Origin of the sequence: Amycolatopsis sp. NPDC005961 (assembly GCF_040629235.1) — a bacterium.
Classification (GTDB): Bacteria; Actinomycetota; Actinomycetes; order Mycobacteriales; family Pseudonocardiaceae; genus Amycolatopsis; species Amycolatopsis camponoti.
In genome coordinates, this window is record NZ_JBEXVF010000048.1 from 16,079 (window position 1) to 40,768 (window position 24,690).

The following is a 24,690-nucleotide window of genomic DNA, read 5'->3' on the forward strand; positions in this document are numbered from 1 at the left end:
TCCGCGGGGTGAGTGCGCGCGCCGGCCGCGAGGCTCGGCGCTGGGCTACGGCTGCTGGGCTGAACCGCGGAACGATCTCGCACCTTATCCCCGGCCCGGCGGTGCCGCCGGTGCTGTGCGGATCCCGACAGCGCCGTTTCGCCCGTGCCCCGGCGGGGAACTCGCGTCAGCTCGCCAGGACCACCGACCGCGTGAGGTGGGCCGGCCGGTCCGGGTCGCGCCCGGCGCGTTCGGCAAGTTCGACGGCCAGCCGCTGGATCGCGACCAGCTCGGCCAGCGGGTCCAGCGCGCCTTGGCGCAGGAATGCGCCCGTCGCCTCGATGCGGGACACCAGGTCGGCGTCGAGCGGGGCCAGGCTCCAGACCGCGCGGCCCGGGGCCGCCACCGCGATCGGGCCGTGGCGGTACTCCATCGCCGAGTACGACTCCGTCCACCACGCCGCGGCCTCGCGGACCTTCAGCGCCGCCTCGTTCGCCAAGCCGACGTGCCAATCCGCGCCCAGGAAGGAGATCTGGGACGCCGTGACGAACGCGTCGAGCGGTTCCGCCAGCGCCCGCGTGACGTCGCCGAGCGCCCGCTCCACCGGCAAGCCGAGGTGGGCCCGCAGGAGCAGCAGCTGCGTCGTCGGGAACCGGGTCTGCACCACCGAAACCTCGTCGGCGTAAGGCAGGCAGACGACGTCGTCCGACGCGCGGGCCGCGGGCGAATCGGCCACCGCGGTGATCGTCGTGACGCGGGTGCCCGTGCGGACGCGGCCGAGCGCGTCGAGGATCTCCGTCGTCGTGCCGGAGCGGGTCATCGCCAGCACGCGGTCGTAGGGCCGGTCGAGCTTCGCTTCCGACGCCGGGAAGACGTCGGTGACGCCCTGGCCCGCGTCCTCGCGCAGCCGCGCGTAGCTCTGGGCCATGAACAACGACGTCCCGCAGCCGATGACCACGACGCGCTCGCCCGGCGCGGGCAGCGCGGGCGCGTGGTCGGGCAGCTCCCGCAGGACGCGGGCCCAGCACGCGGGCTGGCTGGTGATCTCGTCGAGGGTGTGCGACATGGTTCTCCTGCTTCCGACGGGTCAGCGGCCGAGAACGGCGCGCAGGGCGGGCTGAAGACGGTCGCCGTGCGCGCGGACGAGGTCGTCGCACAGCTCGAAGATCCGCTCGACCGGCAGCGCGGCCGCGGTGGCCGGGTCGGTCATCGCGGCGTGCCGGAGGTGGCGCGGGTCGTCTTCGACCGCCGCGCGCACGACGAGGTCGTTGACGCTCAGGTAAGTCCGGTTGAGCGCGGCCAGCTGCGGCGGCAGCGCCCCGATCCGGGTCGGCCGGACGCCCGTGCCGTCGACCAGGCACGGCACCTCGACCACGCCGCCGGACGGCAGGTTCTCGATCAGGCTCCGGTTGACGACGTTGCCGTAGACGGTCCGCGGGGTGCCGGTGAGGACACTGTGGACGATCTGCGGCGCGTACTCCCCCGTGCCTTCGACGGGCAGCGGCTCGTCGGCCGCGATCGCCCGCCGGGTCCGTTCGTACTCGGCTTCGTTCTCCGCGACGATGTCGAGGTAGGCGCCGATCGGCAGCCGCAGGCGCTCGATTTCGGTGTCGTGCTTGAGGTACCACGGCACGTACTCGGCGGAGTGCTCGCTGGTCTCCGTCGGGTAGTAGCCGAGCCGGTGCAGCATGTCGAACCGGACGCGCCGCCGCAGCTGCTCGTCGGCCGCGGCCAGCTCCCGCAGCCGCGGGTAGAGGTCGGCGCCCGCGTGCTCGAAGCGCAGCACCCACGCCTGGTGGTTGACACCCGCCGCGACGTAGGTGACCTCGTCGAACGGGACCCCGACCAGCTCGGCGAGCCCGTGCACGGTCCAGTACACCGAGTGGCAGAGCCCGACGACCCGGGTCAGCCCGGTGGCTTCGCTCAGGTACTGGACGTTCATCGCCATCGGGTTGGTGTAGTTCAGCAGCCACGCCTCCGGGCAGACGTCGGCGATGTCCGCGCCGAGTTCCTTGAGGAAGGGGAACGTCCGCAGCGCGCGGAAGATCCCGCCGATGCCGAGGGTGTCGCCGATGGTCTGGCGCAGGCCGTAGCGCGCCGGGACCTCGAAGTCGGTGCGCGTCGCCTCCCCCATGCCGATCTGGACGATGTTCACGACGAAGTCCGCGTCCGCCAGGGCTTCCCGGCGGTCGGCGTGCGCGGTGAGGACCGGCTTGACACCCCGCGCATCGGCGATCCGCCGGGCCGCAGCCAGCGCCGTCGCCAGCCGGCCGGGGTCGATGTCGTGCAGGGCCACGTGCACGCCGTCCAGCTCCGGGTGGGCGAAGAGGTCGGCGAGCAGGCCCTGGGTGAACACGACGCTGCCCGCGCCGACGAGGGTGATCTTGGGGGTCATGCGAGGTCCGATCCGGTGCGTTCGAGGTGGACGAGGACGTCGTCCCACGTGGCCTGGCCGGCCGTGCCGCCGGGCGCGCGCACGGAGGCGGCGCCGCAGACGACGCCGCAGCGCAGGGCCGTCGCGAGCGGCAGCCCGGCCAGGACGGCGGCGAGGAAGCCGGCGTCGAAGCTGTCCCCGGCGCCGACGGTGTCGACGGCTTCGGCCGGGACGCCGGGAGCGAAGGCGAATTCGCCGTCCCGGCAGGAAAAGGCTCCCTCGGCGCCGTCTTTGACCACGACGGCGGGGCCGCGGGCCGCCAGTGCCGCGGCGGCCTGCCGGGCATCGGCCACGCCGGCCAGCCGGACGGCCTCGGCGGCGTTGGGGAGCAGGAAGTCCGTCTCCCGCAGCAGGTCTCCGACGTCCCAGCGGCCGGCCGGGTCGTCGTTGGTGTCCACCGAGGTGGTCGCGCCGTGCCGGCGAGCGGCGCGCAGCAGCGCGGGCAGGCCGGCGGCGAGCTCCGGCAGCAGGAAGTACGACGACGAGTGGACGTGCCGGGCGACGGCCAGCAGCTCCGGCGGGACGTCCGCGGCCGTCGTCGTGGCGAGGGTGCCGGGAGCGGTGACGATGGCGCGGTCGCCGTCGCGGGTGAGCACGGTGGTCAGCGGGGTCGGCCGGTCGGGGTCGGTCCGCAGCGCGCTCGTGTCGACGCCGCGGTCGCCGAGGGCGGCGCGGACGAACCGGCCCGCCTCGTCGTCGCCGACCCGCCCGGCGAAGGCGACCTTCAGGCCCAGCCGGGCGGCGCCGGCGGCGGTGATGGCGCCGGAGCCGCCGAGGGTGAGCGTGCCCGACGCGGCGAGCTGCTCCCGCTGGCCGAACGCGAGGTCCGTCCGAAGTGGACCGATGATGATGTCGGGGTTGGCGTCCCCGACGACCAGGAGGTCGAACATCGTCACCCTTTGAGTCCGCTGGAGGTGATGGACTGGACGAACGCCTTCTGCGCGCCGAGGAAAGCGAGCAGCACCGGCAGCACGGTGATGACGTTGCCCGCCATCACCGCGGCCCAGTTCGTGTGGTGCTGGCCCTGGAACGTCGTGAGGCCCAGCTGCAGGGTGTAGACGGTGTCGTGGTTGAGCGCGATCAGCGGCCAGGTCAGGTCGTTCCAGGTGCTCAGGAACGTCAGCACGGCGACCGTGCTCAGCGCGGGCCGGGACAGCGGCAGCACGATCGTGAACAGCACGCGCAACCGCGAGCAGCCGTCGATCCAGGCCGCCTCTTCCAGCTCGCGCGGCAGCGACAGGAAGAACTGGCGCAGCAGGAACACCGCGAACGGCGTCACCAGCGACGGCACGATGAGCGCACCGAGGCTGTCGATCAGGCCGAGCTTCTTCATCACCAGGAACGTCGGGATCATGGTGAGCTGGAACGGGATCGCCATCGTCGCCACCATCAGCGCGAGCAGCGGCCGCGAACCGGCGAACCGCATCCGCGCGAACGCGTACCCGCCCAGCGCGCCGAAGAGCAGGTTCGACCCGACGGTCACCGCCGAGACGATCAGCGAGTTCCCGAACCAGCGCAGGAAGAGCGCGTTCTCGAAGACGTAGCGGTACCCCGAGAAGTCCACCCGGGACGGCCACAGCGCGGGCGGGAACCGGTTGATCTCGGCGTTGCTCATCACGGAGCTGAGCAGCAGCCACACCAGCGGCGCCGCGAACACCAGCGCCAGCGGCACGAGCAGCAGGTGCCACGGGCTGAACGGCAGCCGGGGCCGGCGCGGCACGGGCAGCGCGGGGGTCGCGGGCACGTCGAGGCGGGCGGCCCGGGTCGTCGTCATCGGAGGGCCTTCCCGGGCCGGCGCAGCACGCGCAGGACGATCACGACGACCAGCAGGGCGAGCGCGAGCACGTAGGCCGACGCGGCGCCGTAGCCGGCGGTGAAGTTCTTGAACGCCTGCTCCCAGACGAAGTAGACGATCACCGTGGTGGAGCCGAGAGGCCCGCCCTTGGTCGTCACGTACACCAGGTCGAACACCTGCAGCGACGTGATCAGCTGCCACAGCACCAGGAACACCGTCACCGGGGTGATCGCGGGCAGCGTCACGTGCCGCAGCACGCGCCAGGTGCCGGCACCGTCGAGGCGCGCGGCCTCGACCAGCGACGGCGGGACGTCCTGCAGCGCGGCCAGGTACACCACGACGCAGAAGCCGGTGCCGCTCCACAGCGTGATCCCGACCAGCACCAGCAGCGCCTGCGCCGGATCGGTCAGGAAGCCCTGCGGCGACACGCCGAGGTGGTGCAGCAGCGAGTTGGCCGCGCCGAACTGCGGGTCGAGGATGAACGAGAACAGCACGCCCTGGGCCGTCGCCGACAGCACGAACGGGACGAACACCAGCGTCCGGTAGACCCCGGCGAGACGGATGCGGCGGTTCAGCGCCTGGGCCAGCAGGAAGCCGAAGAAGATGCTGAGCGGGACGTAGAGCACCGTGTACAGCACGGTGTTCCCGACGGCCTGGGCGAAGTGCGGGTCCTGGGCGAGGGCGGCGTAGTTGTCCAGGCCGACCCAGCGGCTCGGGGTCACCAGGTCGTCGACCTGGAAGGACAGCAGCAGCGACCAGGCCACGGGCACCACGCCGAGGCCGAGGATGATGAGGACGGCGGGCGAGACGTAGGCCCAGGCGGCCGCGGTCTCACGGCGCCGGCGGCTCTTCGCGTGATTCGGGGCTGGGGTGACGGTGATGGGCCTCGGCAGTCCGGGCATGGCGGCTCCCTATCGCGGAATGATCAGGGCGGCGTTCGCGGCCGCGGCGCAGTCGCGCAGCGCGTCGGCCGGCGTCGCCTGGCCGAGCAGCACGGCGACGATCGCGGTGCCGACGGCCGCCGACACCTGGGGGTAGGCCGGGTGCACCGGCCGGACGCGGGCGCTCTCCAGCGCGTCGACGAACACCGGCAGGCCCGGCGTCTCGGCGGTTTTCTCCTGCCACGCGGGCAGTTGCTGCGTCCGGCGGCTCAGCGGGAGGCTGCCCGCGCCGTCGTCCCAGCGGACGTCCTGGGCCGGGTCCGCCAGCCAGGACAGGAACGTGCGCGCCGCCTGGACGCGCTCCTCGCCGTTGTCGAACAGCGTCCAGGTGTCCGGGCCGGAGATGGTCACCGGGCGGCCGCTGAAGCTGGGCAGCGGCACGATCGCGTAGTCGATCCCGGCGTCGGCGATGTCGGGCAGCTGCCACGGTCCGGTCGGGACCATGCCGATGTGGCCGGCCTCGAACGCCTGGTACATCTGCTCGCTGCCGGTCTTCGGGTCCAGGTAGACGGCCTTGGCCGCGGCGAGGTCGCGGACGACCTCCAGGGCGCGCACGCCCTGGTCGGCGAACCCGATGCCGCGCCCGCCCGCGCCGATGACGTCGCCGCCGAGGTCCCAGATCATCGGCCAGATCCGCCAGACGGTGTCTTCGTCGCCGGTGGCGGGCCAGGCGGTGCCGAAGGTGCCGCCGCCCGCGTCGGTGAGTTTCTTCGCCGTGCCGACGAAATCGGCCCACGTCCAGCCTGCGGCGGGCAGGGGCGTGCCGGTCTGCTCGAACAGCGTCTTGTTGCACACCACGGCCAGCGAGTCGAGCAGGGCCGGGACCGCGCGGACGCGGCCGTTGACGGTGACCGCTTCCCGGGCCGGGGCCCAGAAACCGGGGCCCGCGTCGACGAGGTCGGTGACGTCGACGACGCTCGGGCTGCGCGCGACGCTGGCGAGGTCCGAGCCGAAGACGTAGGCGATGTCCGGGAAGGACCCCGACGCGAGCGCCGCGGTGACCTTCTGGAGCATCGCGTCGGCGAGCACGCCGCCGCCCAGGTCGATCCGGATCCCGGGGTGGGTCCGGTGGAAGTCCGCGACGAGCGCGTCGAGGACCTTCTTGCCGGTGTCGGTCTGGCCGTGCCAGACCTCGACGGTGACCGGGCCGCCGCCGCTGCTCCGGGCCGGCCCGCAGCCGGCCACGGCGGCGCCGAGGACCAGGCCGCCGGCGCCGCGCAGGAATCCGCGCCGGTCCATCAGCAGGTCTTGCGGACGTAGCCGGCTTCGCCCTTCGGGACGACGTCGAGGTCGCGGCGCACGATGCTCAGCGAGCTCCACCGGCTGCAGGCGGTCTTGAGCCCGCTGTCGGTGTACTCGATGACGATCACGTGGTCGCCGAACGCGGGGGTGAACTCCCCGCAGTTCTTCTGCTGCCCGCACTCCTCCGCGATGGCGAAGTCGAGGCCGTTCGCCTGGCGCTGATCGGACAGCTCGGAGGTGTTCTTCTGCGCGATCGCCAGGCCCTTCGCGTGGGCGTGGGCGGACAGCAGGCGGATGTAGGCCTGGGCGTTGCCGTCGGTGAGAAGTCCCTTGGAGCGCGTGTAACTGTCGTAGTTGTCGGGCTCGATCGCCTGGTAGCCCTTGGAAGCGCAGTCGTCGACCCAGGTGTTGACCTTGGCGGCGACGCGGGTGCGCTTGTCGGCGGTGCGGAGGTCGAGCAGGGCTTCGCCCCAGTCCTCGTCGATGACGACCTTGCCGTTGGCGTCGCGGAGCAGGAGGTCGTTCCACTCCCCCTCGGCGCCGGGCTGGGCCTGGAAAGCGTTGACGTAGCAGATGTTGTAGAGGCCCGCGGCGGGCTGGGCGGTGTGGTCGCGGCTGACGACCTTGACGTCGCTCGCCGGGGTGTAGGCGCCACCGATCTGGTAGTCGAAGCCGGCCTTGACCGGCGGCGGCGTGACGGCTTGGGTGCCGGCGGGTGCCGCGGAGGCGGAACACGCGGTGCCGGCCACCACGACGGCCGCCAGGGCGGCGCCGGCGAGGAACTGAACGCGGGAAGAGGGCATCATCGAACTCCGGATGATGGTGGGCACGACCCCGCCTCGGACCACGTGCGCGTCCTGGCGACTCAGTCCGGGCTCGCGGCGGAGGCCGACATACCGGCTGGGCGTACCTCTGACGTCGGGCGTCCGTTCCGACGTGCTCAGCAGTAAAGCGAGCAACACCGGGCATGTCAAGTGCGTGATAGTGCAGGAAGTTCGCCCTTATTGGACAGAATTATGCGCTGACGCCCGGTGCTGACGTGCCCTGGTAGAAACAGGACGTCCGATTTCCGCAGTTCGCCGGGGGTGTGATGACGGCCAGCACGCCGGGGCCGGTCGAGGCGCAGTTCCGGGCGTCGGTCACCCGGTTCGCCGGGCCCGCGCGAGCGGTCGCCACGACGGTCGTCGGCGTGTTCGGTGTCGTGGCCGCACCCGGCGGTGTCCTGCCCTTCGGCCTGCTCGCGGTGACCCTGGCCGCGGGAGCCGCCGACGTCTTCGCCGGGCGGCGCACGTCGTTCGCGCTGTGCGTGCTGCGTGCCGGGGCGGTGGGCGCGTGCCAGCCGTGGATCACGTCGGTGCCCGGCGAGGCGAGCCTGTGGGCGGTGAACGTCCTCACGATCACGGCGATCACCTGGCAGTGGGAGCACCCGCCACGGCTGACGGTGCCGGCACTGGTGGTGCTGCTGGCGGTGGGGACGGCAGCGGGCGGCGGGGATTGGCTGCCGGTGGCGCTGCGGGTGGTCGTGGAGAGCGTGCTGGCGCGGCTGGCGTTCGTCCTGCTCGTCCGTTCGACGGCCCGCACGGACGCGGCGCGAGCCGAGCAGGCGGCACTCGAGCAGACGGCGGCCCTGGACCGCGACCGCCGCCGTCGCGAGCGCGAGTATTTGGCTTTGCTGCACGACACGGCATCGGCGACGTTCCTGGCGGTGGCCTCCGGCGCGGCGGCCGACCCGGGTGCGGTAGCGGGGTACGCGGCCCGCGATCTGGCGATCCTGACGGCCTCGCCCCGCGAGGAGGACACCCCGGTCGACCTGGAAGCCGGCCTGCGCGCGACGCTGGCCGGGCGGGCGCTGCCGGTGGAGGCGGAGTGGGAGCCGGTGCCGCTGCTCCCGGCGTCGGCGGCGCTGGCGTTGATCCGCGCGGCCGAGGAGGCGCTTCGCAACGCGGAACGCCACTCCGGTGCGGGTTCGGTTTCGGTGCGGCTGGGTGCTTCGCCGGGCGGGGTGGTGGTGACGATCGCGGATGACGGGCGGGGCTTCGACCCGGCTGCGGTTTCTCCGGCGCGGCGCGGGGTGCGGGGGTCGGTGGTGGAGCGGATGCGCGCTGCTGGGGGCACGGCGGAGGTTGCGTCGGCGCCCGGCGCGGGGACGGTCGTGACGTTGAGGTGGTCCCGTGCGTGAGGGTGCAGAGGATCAGGCCGGCCGGGGTGGCGAGGTGGGTGGCGCCTCGGGCACCGCCGACCGCTCGGCGCGCCTCGCCGCATCCGACCTCGCCACCGAGCCCACGGCCGACGGTCAGGTGGCTGGCGCGGGCTCCTCCGGCACCACCGATCCCGCGACACACCTCGCCGCCGGGACCGGGTCGGCCGCCAGAACCACCCGCAGCCACGCAACCGCATCCGCAGCCGACAGCGACGTGGCTGGCACCGGCTCCCCCGGCACCACCGACCTCTCGGCGCGCCCCACCACCGAGACCGGCGGCAGCGAGGTGGCGAGCCCGCACCACCCCCGCACCGAAGACCCCGCGGCACCACCCACCACCGCTACCGGAACCGCGCCCGGCCGCAAGGCGCCCGCACCCACCAAATCCGCCGCCGCAACCGGCGATCCCGCCGTCCGGCTGGCCGCCGCCATCCGGATCGTTCTGCTCGGCGTGCCCGCCGTCATCCAGCCCGGGCTCAGCCTCGCTCCCCTCCTCCGCCACCAAGCCGCCTACCAACCGCCGCTCGTCGCCGATCTCGCCTACAGCGTCCTGACCGCGGTCACCGCTCTCTGCGCCTTCTGGGTGCTTCGCCGCAAGCCGCTGCCCGGGATCGTCGCTCTCTGCGGCACCCTTCTCGTGCTCGTCGCCTCCTCCGCGGCGACCGCCTCCCTCCCCCCTGACTCCTTCTTCCGGGAGCCGCACTGGTCCTTCGGGCTCGTCGGGTGGCATCTGCTCGTGCTGCTCGCCGATCGGCCGCCCGCGCTGCTCGTCGCGCTCGGTGTGCACACCGCCGCCAGCGTCGCCCAGTTCCTGCTCGGCGGCTCCCCCACCCGCACCGAGCTCGGGGACGCCGCGATCGTGCTCTTCGCGGTCACCGTCTTCCAGCTCGCCATCGCCGGGCTGATCCGGCTGCTCGACCGCCGCGCGGGCGAAGCCGCCGCGGCCGCCGCCGGGCGCGAACGCCTCGCCATCCGGGCCGCCCTCGCCGCGCAGGCCGGGCGGGACCTGCGGGCCGGGTTCGCCGAACAGCTCGGGGCCACCCTTCCCCTGCTGGCCGGACTCGCCGACGGCACCGCCGACCCCCGCACGCCGGACACCCGTGCCCGCTGCGCGCTGGCCGCGTCGCAGCTGCGACGGCTCTTCGCCGAGAACGACGACGTGCCCGACCCGCTCGTGCACGAGGTCACCGCGGGCCTCGACGTCGCCGAGCGGCGCGGGGTCGAGGTCGCCCTCGCCGTGAGCGGGGACGTCGTCGACGTCCCCGCGAAAGCCCGCCGAGAGCTGACCGGCCCCGTGCTCACGGCCCTGGCCGCCGCCCGCACCCGGGCGCGGGTCAGCGTGCTGCGCACCCCCGAACTCGTCCGCGTCGCCGTCGTCGCGGACGGCGCGAGCGAACCCGCGGGATCGGCGGCGGTCCCCGTCACGTCCCACTCCCGGGACGGGCAGACCTGGATGGAGGCGCGGTGGCGACCCGAGTGACGGCCGTGGTCGTCGACGACCACCCGGCGGTGCGCGCCGGAGTGGCGTACTGGCTGGCCGGCGGCGACCCGCCGATCGACGTCGTCGCCGAGGGCGAGGACGTCAAGGCCGCCTGGCTCGGCGCGGGCGCGTCCGCCGACGTGGTGATCTTCGACCTGCACCTGGGCGGGCCCGCGCCCGCGTTCGGCGACCTGCGGCGCCTGGCCGAGGCCGGGCGCCGGGTGGTCGTCTACTCGATGCGCGCGGACGACGAGGTCGCCCTGCAGTGCCTCGAGCTGGGCGCGCTCTGCTACCTGACGAAGGCCGAAGGCGCCGGGCACCTGGTGGAAGCGACCCGGGCCGCGGCGCAGGACCGGCCCTACACCCCGCCGTCGCTGGCCGGGGCGCTCGCCGGGGACCGCTCGGAGACGCGGCCCGCGCTCTCGGCGCGGGAGGCCGAGGTGCTCGTCGAGTGGTTCCAGTCGGAGTCGAAGGAGTTCGTCGCGCACCGGCTGGGGATCTCCGCCACCACGGTGAACTCGCACCTGGAACGGATCCGGGTCAAGTACGCGCGCATGGGCCGCGAGGCGCCGACCAAGGCCGCGCTCGTCGCCCGGGCCATCCAGGACGGCCTGATCGGCGTCGACGATCTGTGACCTCCGTGTGGTGCGAACGGACCACACCGCCGGTGCGGCGTCCGGGTTAGCGTCCCGCTGACGGAGCCGCGAGGGCGCCCCGTTCCGGCCGCGACCGTCTGGGGGCGGTCGCGGCGCCCGGCTCCGCCCCGGCCGGAACCCGTCCGGCGGGCTGTCCGAGGAGATCCATGAAGCACGTCCGCACCACCGCGCTGCTCGCCGCCTGCGCCGCCACTTTCCTGCTGTCCGCGTGCGGCGAGGAGTCCGGTCAGGCCGCGCCTGCCGCCCCCACCGGCGCTCCGGCCTCGGACTCGGCGACGGCTTCCCCGGAGTCGTCCACGGAAGCGGCCGCTCCCGTCGGTGACGTCACGAAGCCCGGCACCGAGCTGAAGGTCGGCGAGCGCGCGGTGGTCCCGTTCAAGTACGGCACGACGAAGTCCGGCACGATCGCGATCACCGTGACGGCGATCGAGAAGGGCGCCAACGCCGACCTCGCGAAGTACGGCGACAAGGCGAAGGGCATCACGCCGTTCTACCTGCGCGCGACCGTCGAGAACGTCGACGGCGCCGACCTGGCCTACTCCTCGGTGAGCCTGCGCGCCCTCGGTGCCGACGGCCGCTCCACCGGCGTGATCATCACCGGCAGCACCGATCAGTGCAAGTCCGGCACGGCGGGCAAGGACTTCACCAAGGCAGGCGCGAAGTTCGAGACGTGCACGCTGCAGGGCGCCCGCGAAGGTAGCGAGGTCGGCTCCGCGACCTACGACAAGGGCGACGGCTACGACAAGTCCCCGGTGGTCTGGAAGAACTGACCCGCGCGGGAACCACCGCCGGTCCCGGCCGTGGTTCCCGCGCTCGTCCCGGCGTCATGCGTCGCGCCCTTGCCTGCGGTGGGCGGCCATCCGCACCGGGGAGTTCACGGCGCCGTCGCCCGCGTAGCCGCCGATCCGTTGCACCACCTCGAAGAACACGCGGCCGCCGAGCACGACGGTGAAGAAGTGCAGCAGCTCGCCACGCTCGTCGCGGTCGTACAGCACCGACTGCTGCCGCAACGCCGTCAGCAGCGAAGGGTCCGGAGCGAGCCGGGCGTCGAGGTCGTCGTAGTAGTTGCCCGGGATCTCGAGCAGAGGCGCCCCCCGCTCGCGCATCCGGCGGGCGCTCGCCAGTGCGTCGCCGGTGCTCAACGCGATCCGTTGCGGCTCCCGCACGGCCGGCGCCCACTCGCCCCGCCGCAGCAGGGCCGATTCGAGCGCGATGCGGACCCGGCCGGACGGGTCGGCCACCGTGCGGCTGCGCACCAGCCCGAACGGCGCCGCGAACTCCGTCACCGGCTCCGGTTCCAGGCCGAGGACCGCGCGGTAGAACAGCGCCGCCTCGTCGAAGTGGTCGAACGGCTGGGTCAGGGCCAGGTGGTCGATCCCCGTCACCCCGGCCTCTTCGCCCACCGCCGGGGTTTCGGTGAAGTCGCCGAGCCAGCCGTCCGCGGTGCCGGTGCGGCAGAAGAAGACCGAGGTCCCGTCGGGCGCGGCGATCGCCGACAGGTCCGCCTCGTCGACGCGGTGGCTGCGCGGGAGGATCGGCGCGAGCAGCCGCTGGGCGCGCCGGGCCGACGCGACCGGGTCCGCGCTCTCGACGGCGACCGCCCCGACCGAAGCGCCCGTCGCCGGCCCCGAGCTGTTGAGCAGGATCCGGGCGGTTCCCTGCTGCCACAACCGGACCGGCTTGGACCGGTGCCGGCCCGTCTCGGCGAAACCGAGGCCCCGCAACGCTTCCGCCACCTCCGGCTCGGCCGAGGCGTCGGCCGCCAGCTCGACGAACGCGTGCCCGGCGAGCGCCGGGGCGGGCGGCAGGTCCGCGCTCCCGAGCGTCTCCTGCAGCCCGAGCAGGGACCGCATCGCGTCGACCGCCGCCGGTCCCGGGTCGGCCTGGCGGAAGACGTCGTTGAACACCTCCAGGGACAACGGCCCGCGGTAGCCGGCCGCGAGCACGTGCCCGGTGAACGCGGTCAGGTCGAACGCGCCCTGGCCGGGGAAGAGCCGGTGGTGCCTGCTCCACTGGAGGACGTCCATCTGCAGCCTCGGCGCGTCGGCCAGCTGCAGGAAGAACAGCTTCTCGCCGGGGATCGTGCGGATCGCGGCCGGGTCGCTGCCCCGCGACAGGATGTGGAAGCTGTCCAGGCACAGCCCGAGCGCGGGGTGCGCGGCGCGGCGCACGATCCGCCACGAGTGCTCGTAGGTGTTGACGAACCGGCCCCACGCCAGCGCTTCGTAGGCGATCCGGATGCCGCGCGCCGCGGCGCGCTCGGCGAGCAGGTGCAGCTGCTCGGCGGCGAGGTCGTCGTCGTCGACCGCGTCCGGCGACACCGTGGAGCACACCAGCATCGTGTCGACGCCGAGCTGGTCCATGACGTCGAACTTCAGCTCGGCGCGCCGGAGGTTGCGGGCGAGCACGTCCGGCGGCACCGCTTCGAAGTCGCGGAAGGGCTGGTACAGGTCGATCGACAGCCCCAGCTCCGCGCAGTGCTCGCTGATCTCCTTCGCCGACCACGACGACGCGACGAGGTCGTTCTCGAAGATCTCCACCCCGTCGAACCCGGCGCGGGCGGCCGCGGTCAGCTTGTCCTCCAGGGTGCCGGACAGGCAGACGGTGGCGATCGAACGGCGGGCTTCAGTCGAGGACATCGGCGGGCTGCCTTTCCGCGGGAGTGGTTTCGGTGAGCGTGGCGAAGTGACGCGCCATCCGCGCGGCATCGGGTTCGGCGCCGGTGAACAACGCGAAGGCCTCGGCGGCCTGGAACACCGCCATGCGGCCACCGTCGAGCACCCGCGCCCCGACGGCGCGCGCGGCGCGGACCAGCTCGGTTTCGAGCGGCCGGTAGACGACCTCGGCGATCCAGAGATCGGGGCGCAGCAGGCCGGCCGGCACCGGCAGCCCCGGGTGAGCGGCCATGCCGGTCGGGGTGGCGTGGACGAGCCCGTCCGCGGCGCTCAGCGCCGCCTCGAGATCCGCGCCGGCGGACGCGCGGCCCGCCCGGAACCGGTCGCCGACCGCCGCTTCGGGGTCCGATCCCGCCGACGCGCGGCCCACCCCTGACCGACCGCCGACCACCGTCCCAAGCCCCGCCCCCGCCGACGCGCGACCCGCCCCGAACCGATCGGCGAGAGCCGCGGCGAGTTCCGTCGCGCGAGAGGCGTCGAGGTCGAAGACCTGAACCCGGCCCGCCCCCGCCGTGAGCAGGCCGTGTGCCACCGCGGCCCCCGCGCCGCCGGCGCCGAGCAGCACCACGGAGCCGAGCGCCACCTCCGGCAGCCCGGTCCGGAGGCCGCGCGCGAAGCCGGACCAGTCGGTGTTGTGCCCGACCGCGCGGCCTCGCTCGAACACCACGGTGTTGACCGCCGCCAGCGCGGCGGCGTCCGGGGACAGCTCGTCCAGGTGCTCCACCACCACCTGCTTGCACGGGTGCGTGATGTTCAGCCCGCTGTACCCGGCCTCGCGAGCCGCCGTCAGCAGTGGACCGACGGCGGTGGCCGGCACGTCGAGTTCGTCGAGGTCGAAGCGGGCGTACACCAGGTCCATCCCGAGCCGGCGTGCCTCGGTCTCGTGCAGCGGCGGGCTCAGCGACGGCCCGATGCCCGCGCCGATCAGCCCGGTGAGCACCGTGCCCGGGGTCGCCCGCGCTGCGTGCGCGCGGATCGCGTCGACGGCTGAAGACAAGGTCACGAGCGCTCCCCTAATGTACGAACCAGTACGTTATTTGTACCTCATGGTGTCGCCGCCGGGAAGGGCCGACGCGACGTCCTACAGTGGGGACATCAGCTGAAGCAAGGAAGGAAGTCCGTGGCCGCACCATCGTCGGACGCAGTGGCGAACAGCGGACGCATCCGCGACGCGGACCGGACGCGCGCCGAGATCCTCGACACCGCCGCCCGCGAGTTCGCCGAGAAGGGCTTCGACGGCGCCCGCGTGGACGAGATCGCCGCGAAGACCCGCACCACCAAGCGGATGATCTACTACTACTTCACCAACAAGGACCAGCTGTTCGTCGAGGTGCTCGAACGTGCCTACACGGTCATCCGCTCCCTCGAGCAGGACCTCGACGTCGACCACCTCGACCCGGCCGAGGCGATCCGGCAGCTCGCCGGGCTCACCTTCGACCACCACGAGTCCCACCCGGACTTCGTGCGGCTGGTCAGCATCGAGAACATCCACCGCGCCGAGCACATCGCCCGCTCGACCGCGCTGTCCAACCTCGCCAACCCGGCGCTCGACGTGCTCACCCGCATCCTCGCGCGCGGCCGCGAAGCCGGGCAGTTCCGCGAAGACGTCGACGCGCTCGACGTGCACATGGCCATCAGCGCGTTCTGCGTGTTCCGCACCGCGAACCGCTACACGTTCAACGCCATCTTCGACCGCGACATGCTCGACCCGGCCCTGCGCGACCACCACCGGCGCATGGTCGCCGACATGCTCGTCAGCTACCTGACGACGCGCTGATCCGCACGATCCGCTCCCCCGCCGGCGGGTACCGGCCGAGCACCTCGGGGTCGTGTCCCGGCACCACCGGGCCGGCGCCCGCCAGCTCGCGAACCCGGTCGAAAGCGCCGTAGACGCCGGTCATCGAGTGCAGCAGCGGCGCCGGGTGGTCGTGCTCGAGGTTCTCGTGGAAGTGGGCGGCGTCCGAGGCCAGCACCACCGGGCCGGCGGCCGTCCCGACGCGGACGACCTGCATCCCGGCGGTGTGCCCGCCGACCAGGTGGACGCTCAGCCCGGGCACGACCTCGGCGTCACCGTCGACGAGGTCGAGCGGCCCGGCCAGCACGTGGTCGAGGGCCACTTCGTCGAGCAGCCACCGCTCCCGCTCGATCCGCTTGGCCCACGGGCCGGTCCAGTAGTCCACTTCGGACTGCTGGACCACGAACCTCGCTCCCGGGAAGTCGGCCACCGTGCCGCAGTGGTCGTAGTGCAGGTGCGTCAGGACGACGATGTCCGGGACCGCACCGAGTTCGGCCAGCAGCCGGCCGGGTTCGACGTAGTCCAGCCCGGGGATTCCGCGGGCCCGCGAAGCCCGGATGCCCGCGTCGACGAGCACCGTGTGCTCCGGCGACACCGCCAGCCAGACGTAGTAGGCGGTCGGGTGGGGTTCCGCGGAATCCGGGCCGTGGCCCAGGAAGTGCTCACCGCGGTACCCCGTGCGCCGTCCGTAGCAGAGCGCATAGACCTCGAACTCGCTCATCGCGGAACGGCGACCTCGTCGCGCGCCGGGTCCTTGAGGCCCAGCCGCGCGGTCGGCACCCGGTAGGTCTCCTTCCCGGTGGCCACGGCGATCACGTTGACCAGGCACAAGGCGGCGGTGAAGACGGCGACGCCCACCCACGCGCCGTGGCCCGTCCCGGTGACGCCGACCGCGATGGTGGGCAGGAACCCGCTGATCGCGAACCCGATCTGGGTCCCGATCGCGGTGCCCGACAAGCGCACCCGCGCCGGGAACATCTCGCCGTAGAACGACGGCCACACGGCGCTCGTGGCGGTGTAGACGATGCCGAACATCGCGATGCCGACGACGAAGATCCAGAGGTAGCTGCCGGCCGCGATGGCACCCAGGTACGGGAAGATCAGGATCGCGCAGCCCAGTGAGCCGGCCATGAAGATCCGCTTGCGCCCGAAGCGGTCGGAGAACTTGGCCCACAAGGGGATCGAGACCACGGCGGCGACGTTGGCCAGCACGCCGACCCACAGCATCGGGGTCTTGTTCAAGCCCACCGTGTTCACGGCGTAGCTGAGCGCGTAGACGGTGAAGATCGTGCTGACGGACGCGATCAGGGCGGCCACGACCACGCGCAGGACGTCGGCCCAGTGGTCGCGCAGCAGCACGGCCAGCGGCAGCTTCACGACTTCGCCGCTCGCGACCTCTTCCTGGAACACCGGGGTCTCGTCCAGCGAACGGCGGATGTAGTAGCCCACCAGCACCACGACGGCGCTGAGCCAGAACGGCACCCGCCAGCCCCAGGACAGCAGCTGGTCCTGCGGCAGCGCGGCGACCGGCAGGAACACCGCGGTCGCCAGGATCTGCCCGGCTTGGGTGCCGCTGAGCGTGAAGCTCGTGTAGTACGCGCGCCGGTGTTCGGGAGCGTGCTCGAGGCTCATGGAGTTCGCGCTGGCCTGCTCGCCGCCGGCGGAGAGGCCCTGCAGCAGCCGCAGCGCAACCAGCAGGACGGGGGCGGCGACGCCCAGCGTCCCGTAGCCCGGCAGGCAGCCGACGAGCACAGTGGACAGTCCCATCAGCAGCAAGGTGGCCAGCAGCACGCGTTTGCGGCCGAACTTGTCCCCCAGGTGCCCCAGCAGCAGCGCGCCGAGCGGCCGCGACACGTAGCCGACACCGAAGGTCGACAGGGCGAGCAGCGTGCCGGTCGCGGGCGAGGAGGCGGGGAAGAAGATCTTGTTGAAGACCAGCGCGGCCGCCGTGCCGTAGATGAAGAAGTCGTAGTACTCGAGGGCGCTGCCGATCCACGCGGCCAGGGCCGCCTTGGCCGGCCTACCCACGGGCGCGGCTGCGCCATCCGGACGATCGGTCACGTCAATCTCCTCCGCGGGTGCGCCGGTGCAGTCCCAGTAACTAACCGGTCAGGTATGTACCGTACGGTTAATTAGAGAGATTGAACGGCGGCCGCGAGCTTGTCAAGTGCCGATTTTCCGGCGACCGCGGGCCGAGTTGATCGACTCAGTCGCCGGGCCGCATAGGGCGTTATACGGCTGCCCGGCCCGCGCCGGATGTCGCGTCCGGCGGGAGCGGGAGACGTTCGTCGCCCTCAGTGGCCCGGGTGCTCGCGGTACGCGGCGGCGATCATCCGCAGCTTGAGCCCGAGGTGCAGCATCAGCCGGTCGTCGCCGGAGTCCAGGCTGCAGCCGGTGATCTGCTCGATCCGCTTGAGCCGCTGGTACAGCGTCGTGCGGTGGATGCGCAGCGAGTCGGCGGCGCGCTGGATGTTCCCGCCGTGGTCGAAGAAACCGGTCAGCGACGCGATCAGCACGTTGTGGGTGTCCTCGCGCTCGACCGCCGCGAGCGCCGGCACCGACGACGCGTCGAGGAGGTCTTCGGCCGGGAGCTTCAGCAGGAGCTCGTACGGCCCCAGCTCGCCCCAGCGCGCGACGGCGCCGGTGCCGGGCAGCAGCGACGCCGCCCGCGTGGCCAGCAGCGCCTGCCGGTACGACGTGACGACCTCGCCGAGGGTCGCGACGGTGCCGCCGAGCCCGAAGACCGGCCGGCCGTTTTCGTCGCCGAGCCGCCGGAAGCGGGCGGTGATCCGCTCGGCGACCGCCTCGACCAGGCCGCGGGACGGCGGAACCCGCTGGACGAGCAGGATCCACGCGCGCGACCGGTTCGCCGCCATCAGCGCGACGTCGTCGGTGATCGCGCGGATCCCGTCTTCGACCGCCGCCTCGAACGCGACCTCCCGCGGCGCGGCAGTCGCGTCCGACGCCGGGCCGTGCACGGCGAGCACGGTGAAGCACGTGCTCTCGTCCCCGAAGAGCTGTTCGGCGCGCAGGTCTTCGATCGCCTGCGCGCGCACCGCGAGGTCGCCGGAGACCAGCTCGCGCAGGATCCCCTCCTGCCGCGCCTTCGAGCGCTCGTGGAGCAGCAGCCGGCGCAGCAGCATCGCGCCGGCGGACGCGGCGGCCTCGCCGGCGGCCGTCACCTCGTGGTCGGTGAACGTGCCGTCCTCGTCGATCAGCCACAGGTACCCGAGCAGCATGCCGTTGCACCGCACCGGCGCGCACAGCCGCGGCAGCGCACCCTCGACGTCGACGACGCCGGGCGCGACCCACCGGGCGATGCCCTGGGCGAGGACGCGGTCGACCATCTCCGGCGGCACCGACCGGTTCATGACCGAGCTGACGCGCACGGCGTCCTCGTCACCGAAGTGGCGGCTCGCGGCGAGCAGGCGGATGGCGGGGTCGTCGATCGCGACCGACCGCCGCAGGCGCTCGGCGAGTTCGTCCACGATGGACTGGAGATCGCGATCGGACACGGCGCCCCTTCCGGCTGCCTGCCACGCTAGCCCATCACCGTGCCCGAGCTGCCGGTGTTGCGTTTCCTCTTGCGGGAGAACGCGCCCAGGTCGATCTCCAGGCCGGTGTGGACGCCCTTGTAGCGGACCGGTTCGGTGTCGTGGTCGGCGCCGGACTCGACCTGCTCGATCAGCGTCGCCATGAGCCTGCCGACGACGGGGGCGTTCTTGAACTGGTTGCCGCTGGTGCCCATCGCGACGTAGAACCCCGGCAGCCCGGTGCGGTCGTAGATCGGCGTCCAGTCGTCGGCGGCGTCGTACACGCCGACGACCCCGCGGGCGCGGTTCGGCACCCGCAGCCCGGGCAGCCGGCGCGCCGCGCGCGTCACTTGGGCTTCGAACACCGCCATGGTCGGGTTCGGGCCGGCGTCGTCCGGGTCGTCGAGCCACTGCAGCGGGTCGCACTCCGGCTCGGTGCCGCCGACGAGCAGGCCGCCGCCGACCTCGCCGCGGAAGTAGGTCCCCAGGTCCATGTCCGCCACCGCGGGGCCGACCCCGCCTGCCGGGTGGTAGCCCTCGGGGGCGAGCACGTGCGCGACCTCCTGCCGCAACGGCCGCACGCCGATCGTGAAGTCCGAGCCGGCCCCGGCCAGGGCGTTGAGCCGGCCCGACCACGGTCCCGCGGCGTTGACCACGACCGGCGCGGAGATCTTCGTGCCGTCCGCGAGGACCACCGCGCTCACCCGGCCGCCGCCGGACTCCACACCGGACACCGTGGCGCGGAACCGGAACGCCGCGCCTTCCTCGGCGGCCGCCGCCGCCAAGTTCTGCGCGGCGAGCCGCGGATCGGTGACGTACCCGGCGTCCGGTGTGTAGACGCCGCCGAGCGTCTCCGTGGCGTCGGCCCCGAAAGCGTCGTCGTCGATGCGCCTGGGCGGCCAGAACCGGCCGGTGTCGATCCCGGGGACGCGCTCGGCGAGAGTGGCGCTGTCCCACTCTTCGTAGGGCACGCCGACCTGGTCGAACAGCGGCAGCCAGGCGGCTCGCGGGGCGACCGGCACGTCGAGCACGACCAGGCCGCAGCGTTCGAACCGGGCCGGCGCGCCGACGTCGTGGCCGAGGTGCTCGGCCCACGCGGACCAGCAGAAGTGCGACTCCCACGCGGCGGCCACCCCGGCCAGGGTGGAGAAGTTGTACCGCACCACGGCACTCGACGCGCTCGTCGAGCCCTGCCCGGCGCCGCTCGCGCGGTCCACCACGACCACCCGGCGGCCCGCCTTGGCCAGTTCGAGCGCGATCGCCGACCCGATCACCCCGGCGCCGACCACCACGACGTCCGCGCTGACTTCCGATCTCATCGTCTTCGTCCTCCCGGTGTTCCCCGCGTCCCAGTGTGCGGCGCCCGGCGCCCGCCGTCGCCCGACACCTGTCGCGTTCCGGGCGGGCGGCGGGCAACGGATGTCCATCGGCCCGGGAGCGTGACCGAAATCCCTTGCCGCGACCGCGCGCCCGCGGGTTAAGCTGCGGGCGTGCCCCTCACCGTCCGCTTCGCCCGTGGCCGCCGGCCGCGTGGCTGCCAGGCGCCCGCGCGGCGCGTGCGCGGGCGCCGGGTGCGATACGCGATCGGCTCCGAGGCGGGCCAGGTCGACGGGATGCGATGGCCGCGTGCGCCGCGCGTCGCGAGGGATCGCTGAGGGAAGCCCTTCCCCGGTGACCCCGCGTGGTCGTGCGCTCCGCTGATCCCCGACCAGCCACGAACCCACCCGGGACCTCCCGGGTCAGGAGCACATCTGCCATGGAGCACGCCTTCTTCTTCCCGGCCGCGCCGGGAACCCTGCCCACGCCCGAGGGGTACTTCGGTGCCTTCGGCGGCCGGTTCGTCCCGCAGGCGCTCTTCGCCGCCGTCGACCAAGTCGCCGCCGAATACGAACGGGCGAAGGCGGATCCCGCCTTCGTCGCCCGCTTCGAGGACCTGCTCGCCCACTATGTCGGGCGCCCGAGCGCGCTCACCGAGGTGCCGCGCTTCGCCGCGCACGCCGGGGGCGCGCGGGTGTTCCTCAAGCGCGAGGACCTCAACCACACCGGCTCGCACAAGGTCAACAACGCGCTCGGCCAGGTGCTGCTGGCCGAGCGGATGGGCAAGACCCGCGTCATCGCGGAGACGGGCGCGGGCTCGCACGGCGTGGCGACCGCCACCGCGTGCGCGCTGACCGGCCTCGCCTGCACCGTCTACATGGGAGAGACGGACATGCGCCGCCAGGCGGTCAACGTGGCGCGGATGGAACTGCTCGGCGCCGAGGTCGTCCCGGTGACGTCGGGGTCCCGCACCCTCAAGGACGCCATCAACGAGACGTTCCGCGACTGGGTCGCCCGCGTCGAGGACACGCACTACCTGTTCGGCACGGTCGCCGGGCCGCACCCGTTCCCGGCCATGATCCGCGACTTCCAGCGCGTCATCGGCGTCGAAGCCCGCCGCCAGCTCCTCGAGCGGACGGGACGGCTGCCCGACGCCGCAATCGCTTGCGTCGGCGGCGGATCCAACGCGATCGGCCTGTTCCACGCTTTTCTCGACGACCCCGGCGTGCGCCTGATCGGCTGCGAAGCCGCGGGCCACGGCGTGCCGAGCGGACAGCACGCGGCGTCGCTGTCGGCGGGCGAACCGGGTGTCCTGCACGGCTCGCGCTCCTACGTCCTGCAGGACGACGAAGGCCAGATCCTCGAAGCCTGGTCGATCTCGGCCGGGCTCGACTACCCCGGCGTCGGCCCGGAACACGCGCACCTGCACGACTCCGGCCGCGCCGCCTACCGCCCGGTCACCGACGACGAGGCGATGCACGCCTTCCGCCTGCTCGCCTCGACCGAGGGCATCGTCCCGGCCATCGAAAGCGCGCACGCGCTGGCCGGCGCCCTCGAGGTCGGCGCCGAGCTCGGCCCGGACGCCCTCCTGCTGGTGAACCTCTCCGGCCGCGGTGACAAGGACCTCGACACCGCCGCCGTCCACTTCGGACTGGAGGCCACGCGATGAGCCTGCGCTCGCTCACCGACACGCTCGCCCGGACGCAGGCGGCCGGCCAGGCCGCGCTCATCGCGTACCTGCCCGCCGGGTTCCCCACGGTCGACGGCGGGATCGCCGCGCTGCGGGCCACCCTCGACGCCGGCGCGGACATCGTCGAGGTCGGCCTGCCCCACAGCGACCCGGTGCTGGACGGCCCGGTCATCCAGACCGCCGACGACCTCGCGCTGCGCGGCGGGGTCCGGATCGCCGACGTCCTGCGCACGGTGCGCGAAGTCCATGCCGCCACGGGCAAGCCGGTGCTGGTGATGTCGTACTGGAACCCGGTGTCCCGCTACGGCGTCGAGCGGTTCGCCCGCGAGCTGGCCGCGGCCGGCGGGGCGGGCTGCGTGCTGCCGGACCTGCCGGTGGCGGAGTCCGCGGAGTGGCGCCGGCACGCCGCGGCGCACGACCTGGCCACGGTGTTCGTGGTCGCGCCGAGCAGCACCGACGCCCAGCTGCGCGAAACCGTCGCGGCCGGGACCGGGTTCGTCTACGCGGCCGCGCTGATGGGCGTCACCGGGGCGCGCGCCTCGGTCGACGAAGCCGCCGGAGTTCTGGCGCGGCGGCTCCGCGCGCTCACCGAGCTGCCGGTCTGCGTCGGGATGGGCATCGCGGACGCGAGCCAGGCCGCCGAGGTCGCGACGTTCGCGGACGGGGTGATCGTCGGCTCGGCCCTGGTGAAAACGCTCCTCGAAGCGCGGGACACGACGGCGCTCGAGCGGCTGACGGCGCAGCTCGCGACCGGAGTGCACGGGGTTTGAGGGGCACCGGGCCGCGCCACGGTGGCGCGGCCCGGTTCCGGGCCACCTCGCCGGTTCGACGACCGCGGCGAGCACGTGGCGGGCCACGTGACCCCGGGACCGGCCCTCAGGCGGTCGCGCGCCGCAGGACCAGCCACGCCGCACCGCCCAGGGCCAGCGCGAACGCCACGGGATAGACCGTGTACAGCGCGAACGACGGCTGCCCGCCGAGGAAGTCGCCGATCGCGGGCCACCAGCTCCGCCTCGCCACCAGGACCTTGATCCCGGCGAGCAGCGCGACGGCACCGGCGAGCGCGAGGTAGATCCCGGTCTGGTGCCAGCGCTGGAACACCACGCCCGCCAGCACGCCGATCGCGGACACCGCGACGAGCGGTCCACTGTAGACGAACCACAGCGCGAACGGGTCGTGCCGCCCCAGCACGTCCAGGTCGAAGATCCGCGCTTCCCGGCCCCAGCCGCCGGTCGATCGCTCGACGACGGCGAGCGCCACCATCGCGAGCCCGAGGAGCAGGGCCTGGCCGGCGACGACCAGCGCGGTGGCCGCGGCGAACGTCCGGCGGGTCACGCCGAGCCCGAGCGAAAAGGGGAACACCTGCGTCATCGACTGCAGGTGCGCGGGGGCGGCCACGCCCCACAGGGCCGGCAGCAGGTAGATCTCGTGCGCGCCGAGCGCGCCGTCGCCGTTGGAGACGTCGATGCCCCAGCCCAGCAGGGGTAGCACGGCCACCATGGCGAGCGGGAAGGCGAGCAGGGCCGGCCAGTTGACCAGCTGGATCCGCGCGACGTCGAGGACGCGTTTCATCGGGACTCCTTCCCGGCGGCGACCGGCCCGCCGTGGCCTTGGGTGGTGCGGACGACCAGCTGCTGCAGCGAAACCGGCTCGAAGTCCAGCCCGGGCTCGAACCGGTCCACGGCGCCGGTGAGGGTGATGCGCAGGGACCCGCCGATCCGCTCCCGGTGCAGTTCCTGGTGGCCGGCGGCGAAGCGCTCGACGGCGTCGGCGGGCCCGGTCACCGCGACGGCCTCGCCGCGCAGCGACTCCGCGTCGGTGTCGATGAGCACCCGGCCGCGGTCGAGCACCACGACGTGTTCGATCAGGTCGCTGACCTCGTCGATCAGGTGCGTGGAGAGCACGATCGTGCGCGGGTGCTCGGCGAAGTCGGCGAGCAGCCGGTCGTAGAACAGCTGCCGCGCGACGGCGTCGAGACCGAGGTAGGGCTCGTCGAACAGGGTCAGCGGGGCCCGGGAAGCCAGCCCGATGATCACTCCGACCGCCGAGAGCCCGCCGCGCGAGAGCTTGCCGATCCGGCCGTCGGCCGGGACGGCGAAGTCCGCCAGCAGCGCCGAGGCGTAGGCGCTGTCCCAGTTCGGGTAGAGCAGTTCCGCGGCCCGCAGCGCGTGCTTCACCCGGAACTTCTCCGGGTAGCGCTGGCTTTCCTTGACGAAGCAGACCCGCGAAAGGACGCCGGCGTTCTCGCGCGGGTGCTGCCCGAAGACCTCCACCGCGCCGCCGGTCTCGAAGTCCTGCCCGGTGAGGATCCGCATCAGCGTGGTCTTGCCGGCGCCGTTGCGGCCCAGCAGGCCGTGGATCGTGTTCCCGGCCAGTTCGAGGCTCACGCCGTCGAGCGCGGCGAGGGGTCCGTAGCGCTTGGTCACCCCGGTCGTGCGCACCACGTTCATCGCTGCGGCTCCCAGACGTCGATCAGCTTCTTGATCTCCTCGGCGCCCACGCCGAGCTTGCCCGCCTCCGCCATCAGCGGGGCGACGAACTGCCGCGTGAAGTCCCGGCGCCGCCGCTCCAGCAGCTGCGCGCGGGCGTCCGTGGCGACGAACATGCCGATGCCTCGTCTCTTGTAGAGGATCCCGTCCGAGACGAGCTGGTTGATGCCCTTGGCCGCGGTCGCCGGGTTGATCCGGTGGAAGGCCGCGAGCTCGTTGGTCGAGGGCACCTGCGTGTCCGCGGCCAGGCTGCCGTCGACGATCGAGCCTTCGATCTGCTCGGCGATCTGCAGGAACAACGGCCGCCCGTCGTCCTTCACGCCGACCACCGCACGGGACGGTTCGTCGGTTCATTACTCATGTAACTAACCATGGAGGCTCGGGGGGACCGTTGTCAAGGCCGGGGGAAACGAGACGGGCGGCCGTGATCCAACCAGGATCCAACCGGGCCCCGCCTGCGGAGG

General features: G+C 73.2%; 23 protein-coding genes. 7 read left to right on the forward strand and 16 right to left on the reverse strand.

Translation table 11 applies throughout. The features are described 5' to 3' along the window. Nucleotides 1-166: 166 nt before the first annotated feature. Genes ABZ342_RS33410 through ABZ342_RS33440 form a run of 7 tightly spaced genes read right to left on the reverse strand, consistent with a single transcriptional unit; the run spans nucleotide 167 to nucleotide 7,221 of the window. Nucleotides 167-1,045 (reverse strand): SIS domain-containing protein, encoded by an 879-nt coding sequence (locus ABZ342_RS33410; RefSeq protein ID WP_155542914.1) that lies wholly within the window; start codon nucleotides 1,043-1,045, stop codon nucleotides 167-169. 21 nt (nucleotides 1,046-1,066) lie between these two features. Then, nucleotides 1,067-2,374, reverse strand: coding sequence for an alpha-glucosidase/alpha-galactosidase (locus ABZ342_RS33415; RefSeq protein WP_360481542.1), 1,308 nt, complete (start codon nucleotides 2,372-2,374; stop codon nucleotides 1,067-1,069). Further along, nucleotides 2,371-3,303, reverse strand: a complete 933-nt coding sequence (locus ABZ342_RS33420) for a carbohydrate kinase family protein (RefSeq protein WP_360481545.1) — start codon at nucleotides 3,301-3,303, stop codon at nucleotides 2,371-2,373. Before ABZ342_RS33420 ends, ABZ342_RS33415 begins: the two co-directional genes overlap by 4 nt. Nucleotides 3,304-3,305: 2 nt before the next feature. Next, nucleotides 3,306-4,187 (reverse strand): carbohydrate ABC transporter permease, encoded by an 882-nt coding sequence (locus tag ABZ342_RS33425; protein WP_155542911.1) that lies wholly within the window; start codon nucleotides 4,185-4,187, stop codon nucleotides 3,306-3,308. Then, complete coding sequence (locus ABZ342_RS33430) at nucleotides 4,184-5,110, reverse strand: sugar ABC transporter permease (RefSeq protein ID WP_360481549.1); 927 nt, start codon at nucleotides 5,108-5,110, stop codon at nucleotides 4,184-4,186. The genes ABZ342_RS33425 and ABZ342_RS33430 overlap by 4 nt, the downstream gene beginning before the upstream one ends. 9 nt (nucleotides 5,111-5,119) lie before the next feature. Next, nucleotides 5,120-6,388 (reverse strand): ABC transporter substrate-binding protein, encoded by a 1,269-nt coding sequence (locus ABZ342_RS33435; RefSeq protein ID WP_360481552.1) that lies wholly within the window; start codon nucleotides 6,386-6,388, stop codon nucleotides 5,120-5,122. Further along, nucleotides 6,388-7,221: an endo alpha-1,4 polygalactosaminidase gene (locus ABZ342_RS33440; RefSeq protein ID WP_360481555.1), complete on the reverse strand. Its 834-nt coding sequence runs from the start codon at nucleotides 7,219-7,221 to the stop codon at nucleotides 6,388-6,390. Before ABZ342_RS33440 ends, ABZ342_RS33435 begins: the two co-directional genes overlap by 1 nt. 260 nt (nucleotides 7,222-7,481) lie before the next feature. On the opposite strand from ABZ342_RS33440, the gene ABZ342_RS33445 reads away from it, so the two are divergent. From ABZ342_RS33445 to ABZ342_RS33460, 4 genes are all read left to right on the forward strand, one after another. Next, complete coding sequence (locus ABZ342_RS33445; protein WP_360481558.1) at nucleotides 7,482-8,570, forward strand: ATP-binding protein; 1,089 nt, start codon at nucleotides 7,482-7,484, stop codon at nucleotides 8,568-8,570. Next, nucleotides 8,563-10,071 (forward strand): hypothetical protein, encoded by a 1,509-nt coding sequence (locus ABZ342_RS33450; RefSeq protein ID WP_360481561.1) that lies wholly within the window; start codon nucleotides 8,563-8,565, stop codon nucleotides 10,069-10,071. Before ABZ342_RS33445 ends, ABZ342_RS33450 begins: the two co-directional genes overlap by 8 nt. Next, a complete protein-coding gene (locus tag ABZ342_RS33455; protein ID WP_196425312.1) occupies nucleotides 10,056-10,706 on the forward strand; it encodes a response regulator transcription factor in 651 nt (216 codons plus the stop codon). Before ABZ342_RS33450 ends, ABZ342_RS33455 begins: the two co-directional genes overlap by 16 nt. 167 nt (nucleotides 10,707-10,873) lie before the next feature. Continuing rightward, nucleotides 10,874-11,497 carry a hypothetical protein gene (locus ABZ342_RS33460; protein WP_360481565.1) on the forward strand — a complete coding sequence of 208 codons (624 nt, stop codon included), beginning with the start codon at nucleotides 10,874-10,876 and terminating at the stop codon, nucleotides 11,495-11,497. 54 nt (nucleotides 11,498-11,551) lie between these two features. Here ABZ342_RS33460 and ABZ342_RS33465 read toward each other — a convergent pair whose 3' ends face one another. Beyond that, nucleotides 11,552-13,366, reverse strand: coding sequence for a TIM barrel protein (locus ABZ342_RS33465; protein WP_360481568.1), 1,815 nt, complete (start codon nucleotides 13,364-13,366; stop codon nucleotides 11,552-11,554). After that, nucleotides 13,353-14,399, reverse strand: coding sequence for a shikimate dehydrogenase (locus ABZ342_RS33470; RefSeq protein WP_360481659.1), 1,047 nt, complete (start codon nucleotides 14,397-14,399; stop codon nucleotides 13,353-13,355). Before ABZ342_RS33470 ends, ABZ342_RS33465 begins: the two co-directional genes overlap by 14 nt. A gap of 123 nt (nucleotides 14,400-14,522) precedes the next feature. Between ABZ342_RS33470 and ABZ342_RS33475 the strand changes: the two genes are divergently transcribed. Further along, entirely contained in the window at nucleotides 14,523-15,179 is a 657-nt protein-coding gene (locus tag ABZ342_RS33475; RefSeq protein WP_360481571.1) for a TetR/AcrR family transcriptional regulator, read from the forward strand. On the opposite strand, the gene ABZ342_RS33480 is transcribed toward ABZ342_RS33475, so the two are convergent. The 4 genes from ABZ342_RS33480 to ABZ342_RS33495 all read right to left on the reverse strand — a co-directional run bounded on the left by ABZ342_RS33480 (nucleotide 15,157) and on the right by ABZ342_RS33495 (nucleotide 20,049). Beyond that, nucleotides 15,157-15,918 (reverse strand): N-acyl homoserine lactonase family protein, encoded by a 762-nt coding sequence (locus ABZ342_RS33480; RefSeq protein ID WP_360481574.1) that lies wholly within the window; start codon nucleotides 15,916-15,918, stop codon nucleotides 15,157-15,159. The genes ABZ342_RS33475 and ABZ342_RS33480 overlap by 23 nt on opposite strands. After that, the gene (locus ABZ342_RS33485) at nucleotides 15,915-17,258 is read right to left on the reverse strand and encodes an MFS transporter (RefSeq protein WP_155542904.1); all 1,344 of its coding nucleotides are present in this window, start codon (nucleotides 17,256-17,258) and stop codon (nucleotides 15,915-15,917) included. The genes ABZ342_RS33480 and ABZ342_RS33485 overlap by 4 nt, the downstream gene beginning before the upstream one ends. A 233-nt stretch (nucleotides 17,259-17,491) precedes the next feature. Next, nucleotides 17,492-18,712 (reverse strand): helix-turn-helix domain-containing protein, encoded by a 1,221-nt coding sequence (locus ABZ342_RS33490; RefSeq protein ID WP_360481578.1) that lies wholly within the window; start codon nucleotides 18,710-18,712, stop codon nucleotides 17,492-17,494. 26 nt (nucleotides 18,713-18,738) lie between these two features. Next, nucleotides 18,739-20,049, reverse strand: coding sequence for an FAD-dependent oxidoreductase (locus ABZ342_RS33495; protein WP_360481581.1), 1,311 nt, complete (start codon nucleotides 20,047-20,049; stop codon nucleotides 18,739-18,741). A gap of 437 nt (nucleotides 20,050-20,486) precedes the next feature. Here ABZ342_RS33495 and trpB point away from each other — a divergent pair, with 437 nt between their 5' ends. Next, nucleotides 20,487-21,716, forward strand: coding sequence for a tryptophan synthase subunit beta (gene trpB / locus ABZ342_RS33500; RefSeq protein ID WP_360481584.1), 1,230 nt, complete (start codon nucleotides 20,487-20,489; stop codon nucleotides 21,714-21,716). Continuing rightward, nucleotides 21,713-22,507: a tryptophan synthase subunit alpha gene (gene trpA / locus ABZ342_RS33505; RefSeq protein ID WP_360481587.1), complete on the forward strand. Its 795-nt coding sequence runs from the start codon at nucleotides 21,713-21,715 to the stop codon at nucleotides 22,505-22,507. Before trpB ends, trpA begins: the two co-directional genes overlap by 4 nt. Nucleotides 22,508-22,613: 106 nt before the next feature. On the opposite strand, the gene ABZ342_RS33510 is transcribed toward trpA, so the two are convergent. From ABZ342_RS33510 to ABZ342_RS33520, 3 genes are read right to left on the reverse strand one after another with little or no spacing between them, the layout of a single operon-like run. Then, nucleotides 22,614-23,309 carry a hypothetical protein gene (locus tag ABZ342_RS33510; RefSeq protein ID WP_360481590.1) on the reverse strand — a complete coding sequence of 232 codons (696 nt, stop codon included), beginning with the start codon at nucleotides 23,307-23,309 and terminating at the stop codon, nucleotides 22,614-22,616. Next, a complete protein-coding gene (locus ABZ342_RS33515; protein WP_360481593.1) occupies nucleotides 23,306-24,187 on the reverse strand; it encodes an ABC transporter ATP-binding protein in 882 nt (293 codons plus the stop codon). The genes ABZ342_RS33510 and ABZ342_RS33515 overlap by 4 nt, the downstream gene beginning before the upstream one ends. Next, the gene (locus ABZ342_RS33520; protein WP_360481596.1) at nucleotides 24,184-24,555 is read right to left on the reverse strand and encodes a GntR family transcriptional regulator; all 372 of its coding nucleotides are present in this window, start codon (nucleotides 24,553-24,555) and stop codon (nucleotides 24,184-24,186) included. The genes ABZ342_RS33515 and ABZ342_RS33520 overlap by 4 nt, the downstream gene beginning before the upstream one ends. Between the last annotated feature and the right edge of the window lie 135 nt (nucleotides 24,556-24,690).

Excerpts from the sequence above, each read along its gene's own strand:
- ABZ342_RS33410 (WP_155542914.1), bottom strand. The coding sequence starts at position 1,045 with ATGTCGCACACCCTCGACGAGATCACCAGCCAGCCCGCGTGCTGGGCC.
- ABZ342_RS33415 (WP_360481542.1), bottom strand. The coding sequence starts at position 2,374 with ATGACCCCCAAGATCACCCTCGTCGGCGCGGGCAGCGTCGTGTTCACC.
- ABZ342_RS33420 (WP_360481545.1), bottom strand. The coding sequence starts at position 3,303 with ATGTTCGACCTCCTGGTCGTCGGGGACGCCAACCCCGACATCATCATC.
- ABZ342_RS33425 (WP_155542911.1), bottom strand. The coding sequence starts at position 4,187 with ATGACGACGACCCGGGCCGCCCGCCTCGACGTGCCCGCGACCCCCGCG.
- ABZ342_RS33430 (WP_360481549.1), bottom strand. The coding sequence starts at position 5,110 with ATGCCCGGACTGCCGAGGCCCATCACCGTCACCCCAGCCCCGAATCAC.
- ABZ342_RS33435 (WP_360481552.1), bottom strand. The coding sequence starts at position 6,388 with ATGGACCGGCGCGGATTCCTGCGCGGCGCCGGCGGCCTGGTCCTCGGC.
- ABZ342_RS33445 (WP_360481558.1), top strand. The coding sequence starts at position 7,482 with ATGACGGCCAGCACGCCGGGGCCGGTCGAGGCGCAGTTCCGGGCGTCG.
- ABZ342_RS33460 (WP_360481565.1), top strand. The coding sequence starts at position 10,874 with ATGAAGCACGTCCGCACCACCGCGCTGCTCGCCGCCTGCGCCGCCACT.
- ABZ342_RS33465 (WP_360481568.1), bottom strand. The coding sequence starts at position 13,366 with ATGTCCTCGACTGAAGCCCGCCGTTCGATCGCCACCGTCTGCCTGTCC.
- ABZ342_RS33480 (WP_360481574.1), bottom strand. The coding sequence starts at position 15,918 with ATGAGCGAGTTCGAGGTCTATGCGCTCTGCTACGGACGGCGCACGGGG.
- ABZ342_RS33495 (WP_360481581.1), bottom strand. The coding sequence starts at position 20,049 with ATGAGATCGGAAGTCAGCGCGGACGTCGTGGTGGTCGGCGCCGGGGTG.
- trpB (WP_360481584.1), top strand. The coding sequence starts at position 20,487 with ATGGAGCACGCCTTCTTCTTCCCGGCCGCGCCGGGAACCCTGCCCACG.
- trpA (WP_360481587.1), top strand. The coding sequence starts at position 21,713 with ATGAGCCTGCGCTCGCTCACCGACACGCTCGCCCGGACGCAGGCGGCC.
- ABZ342_RS33510 (WP_360481590.1), bottom strand. The coding sequence starts at position 23,309 with ATGAAACGCGTCCTCGACGTCGCGCGGATCCAGCTGGTCAACTGGCCG.
- ABZ342_RS33515 (WP_360481593.1), bottom strand. The coding sequence starts at position 24,187 with ATGAACGTGGTGCGCACGACCGGGGTGACCAAGCGCTACGGACCCCTC.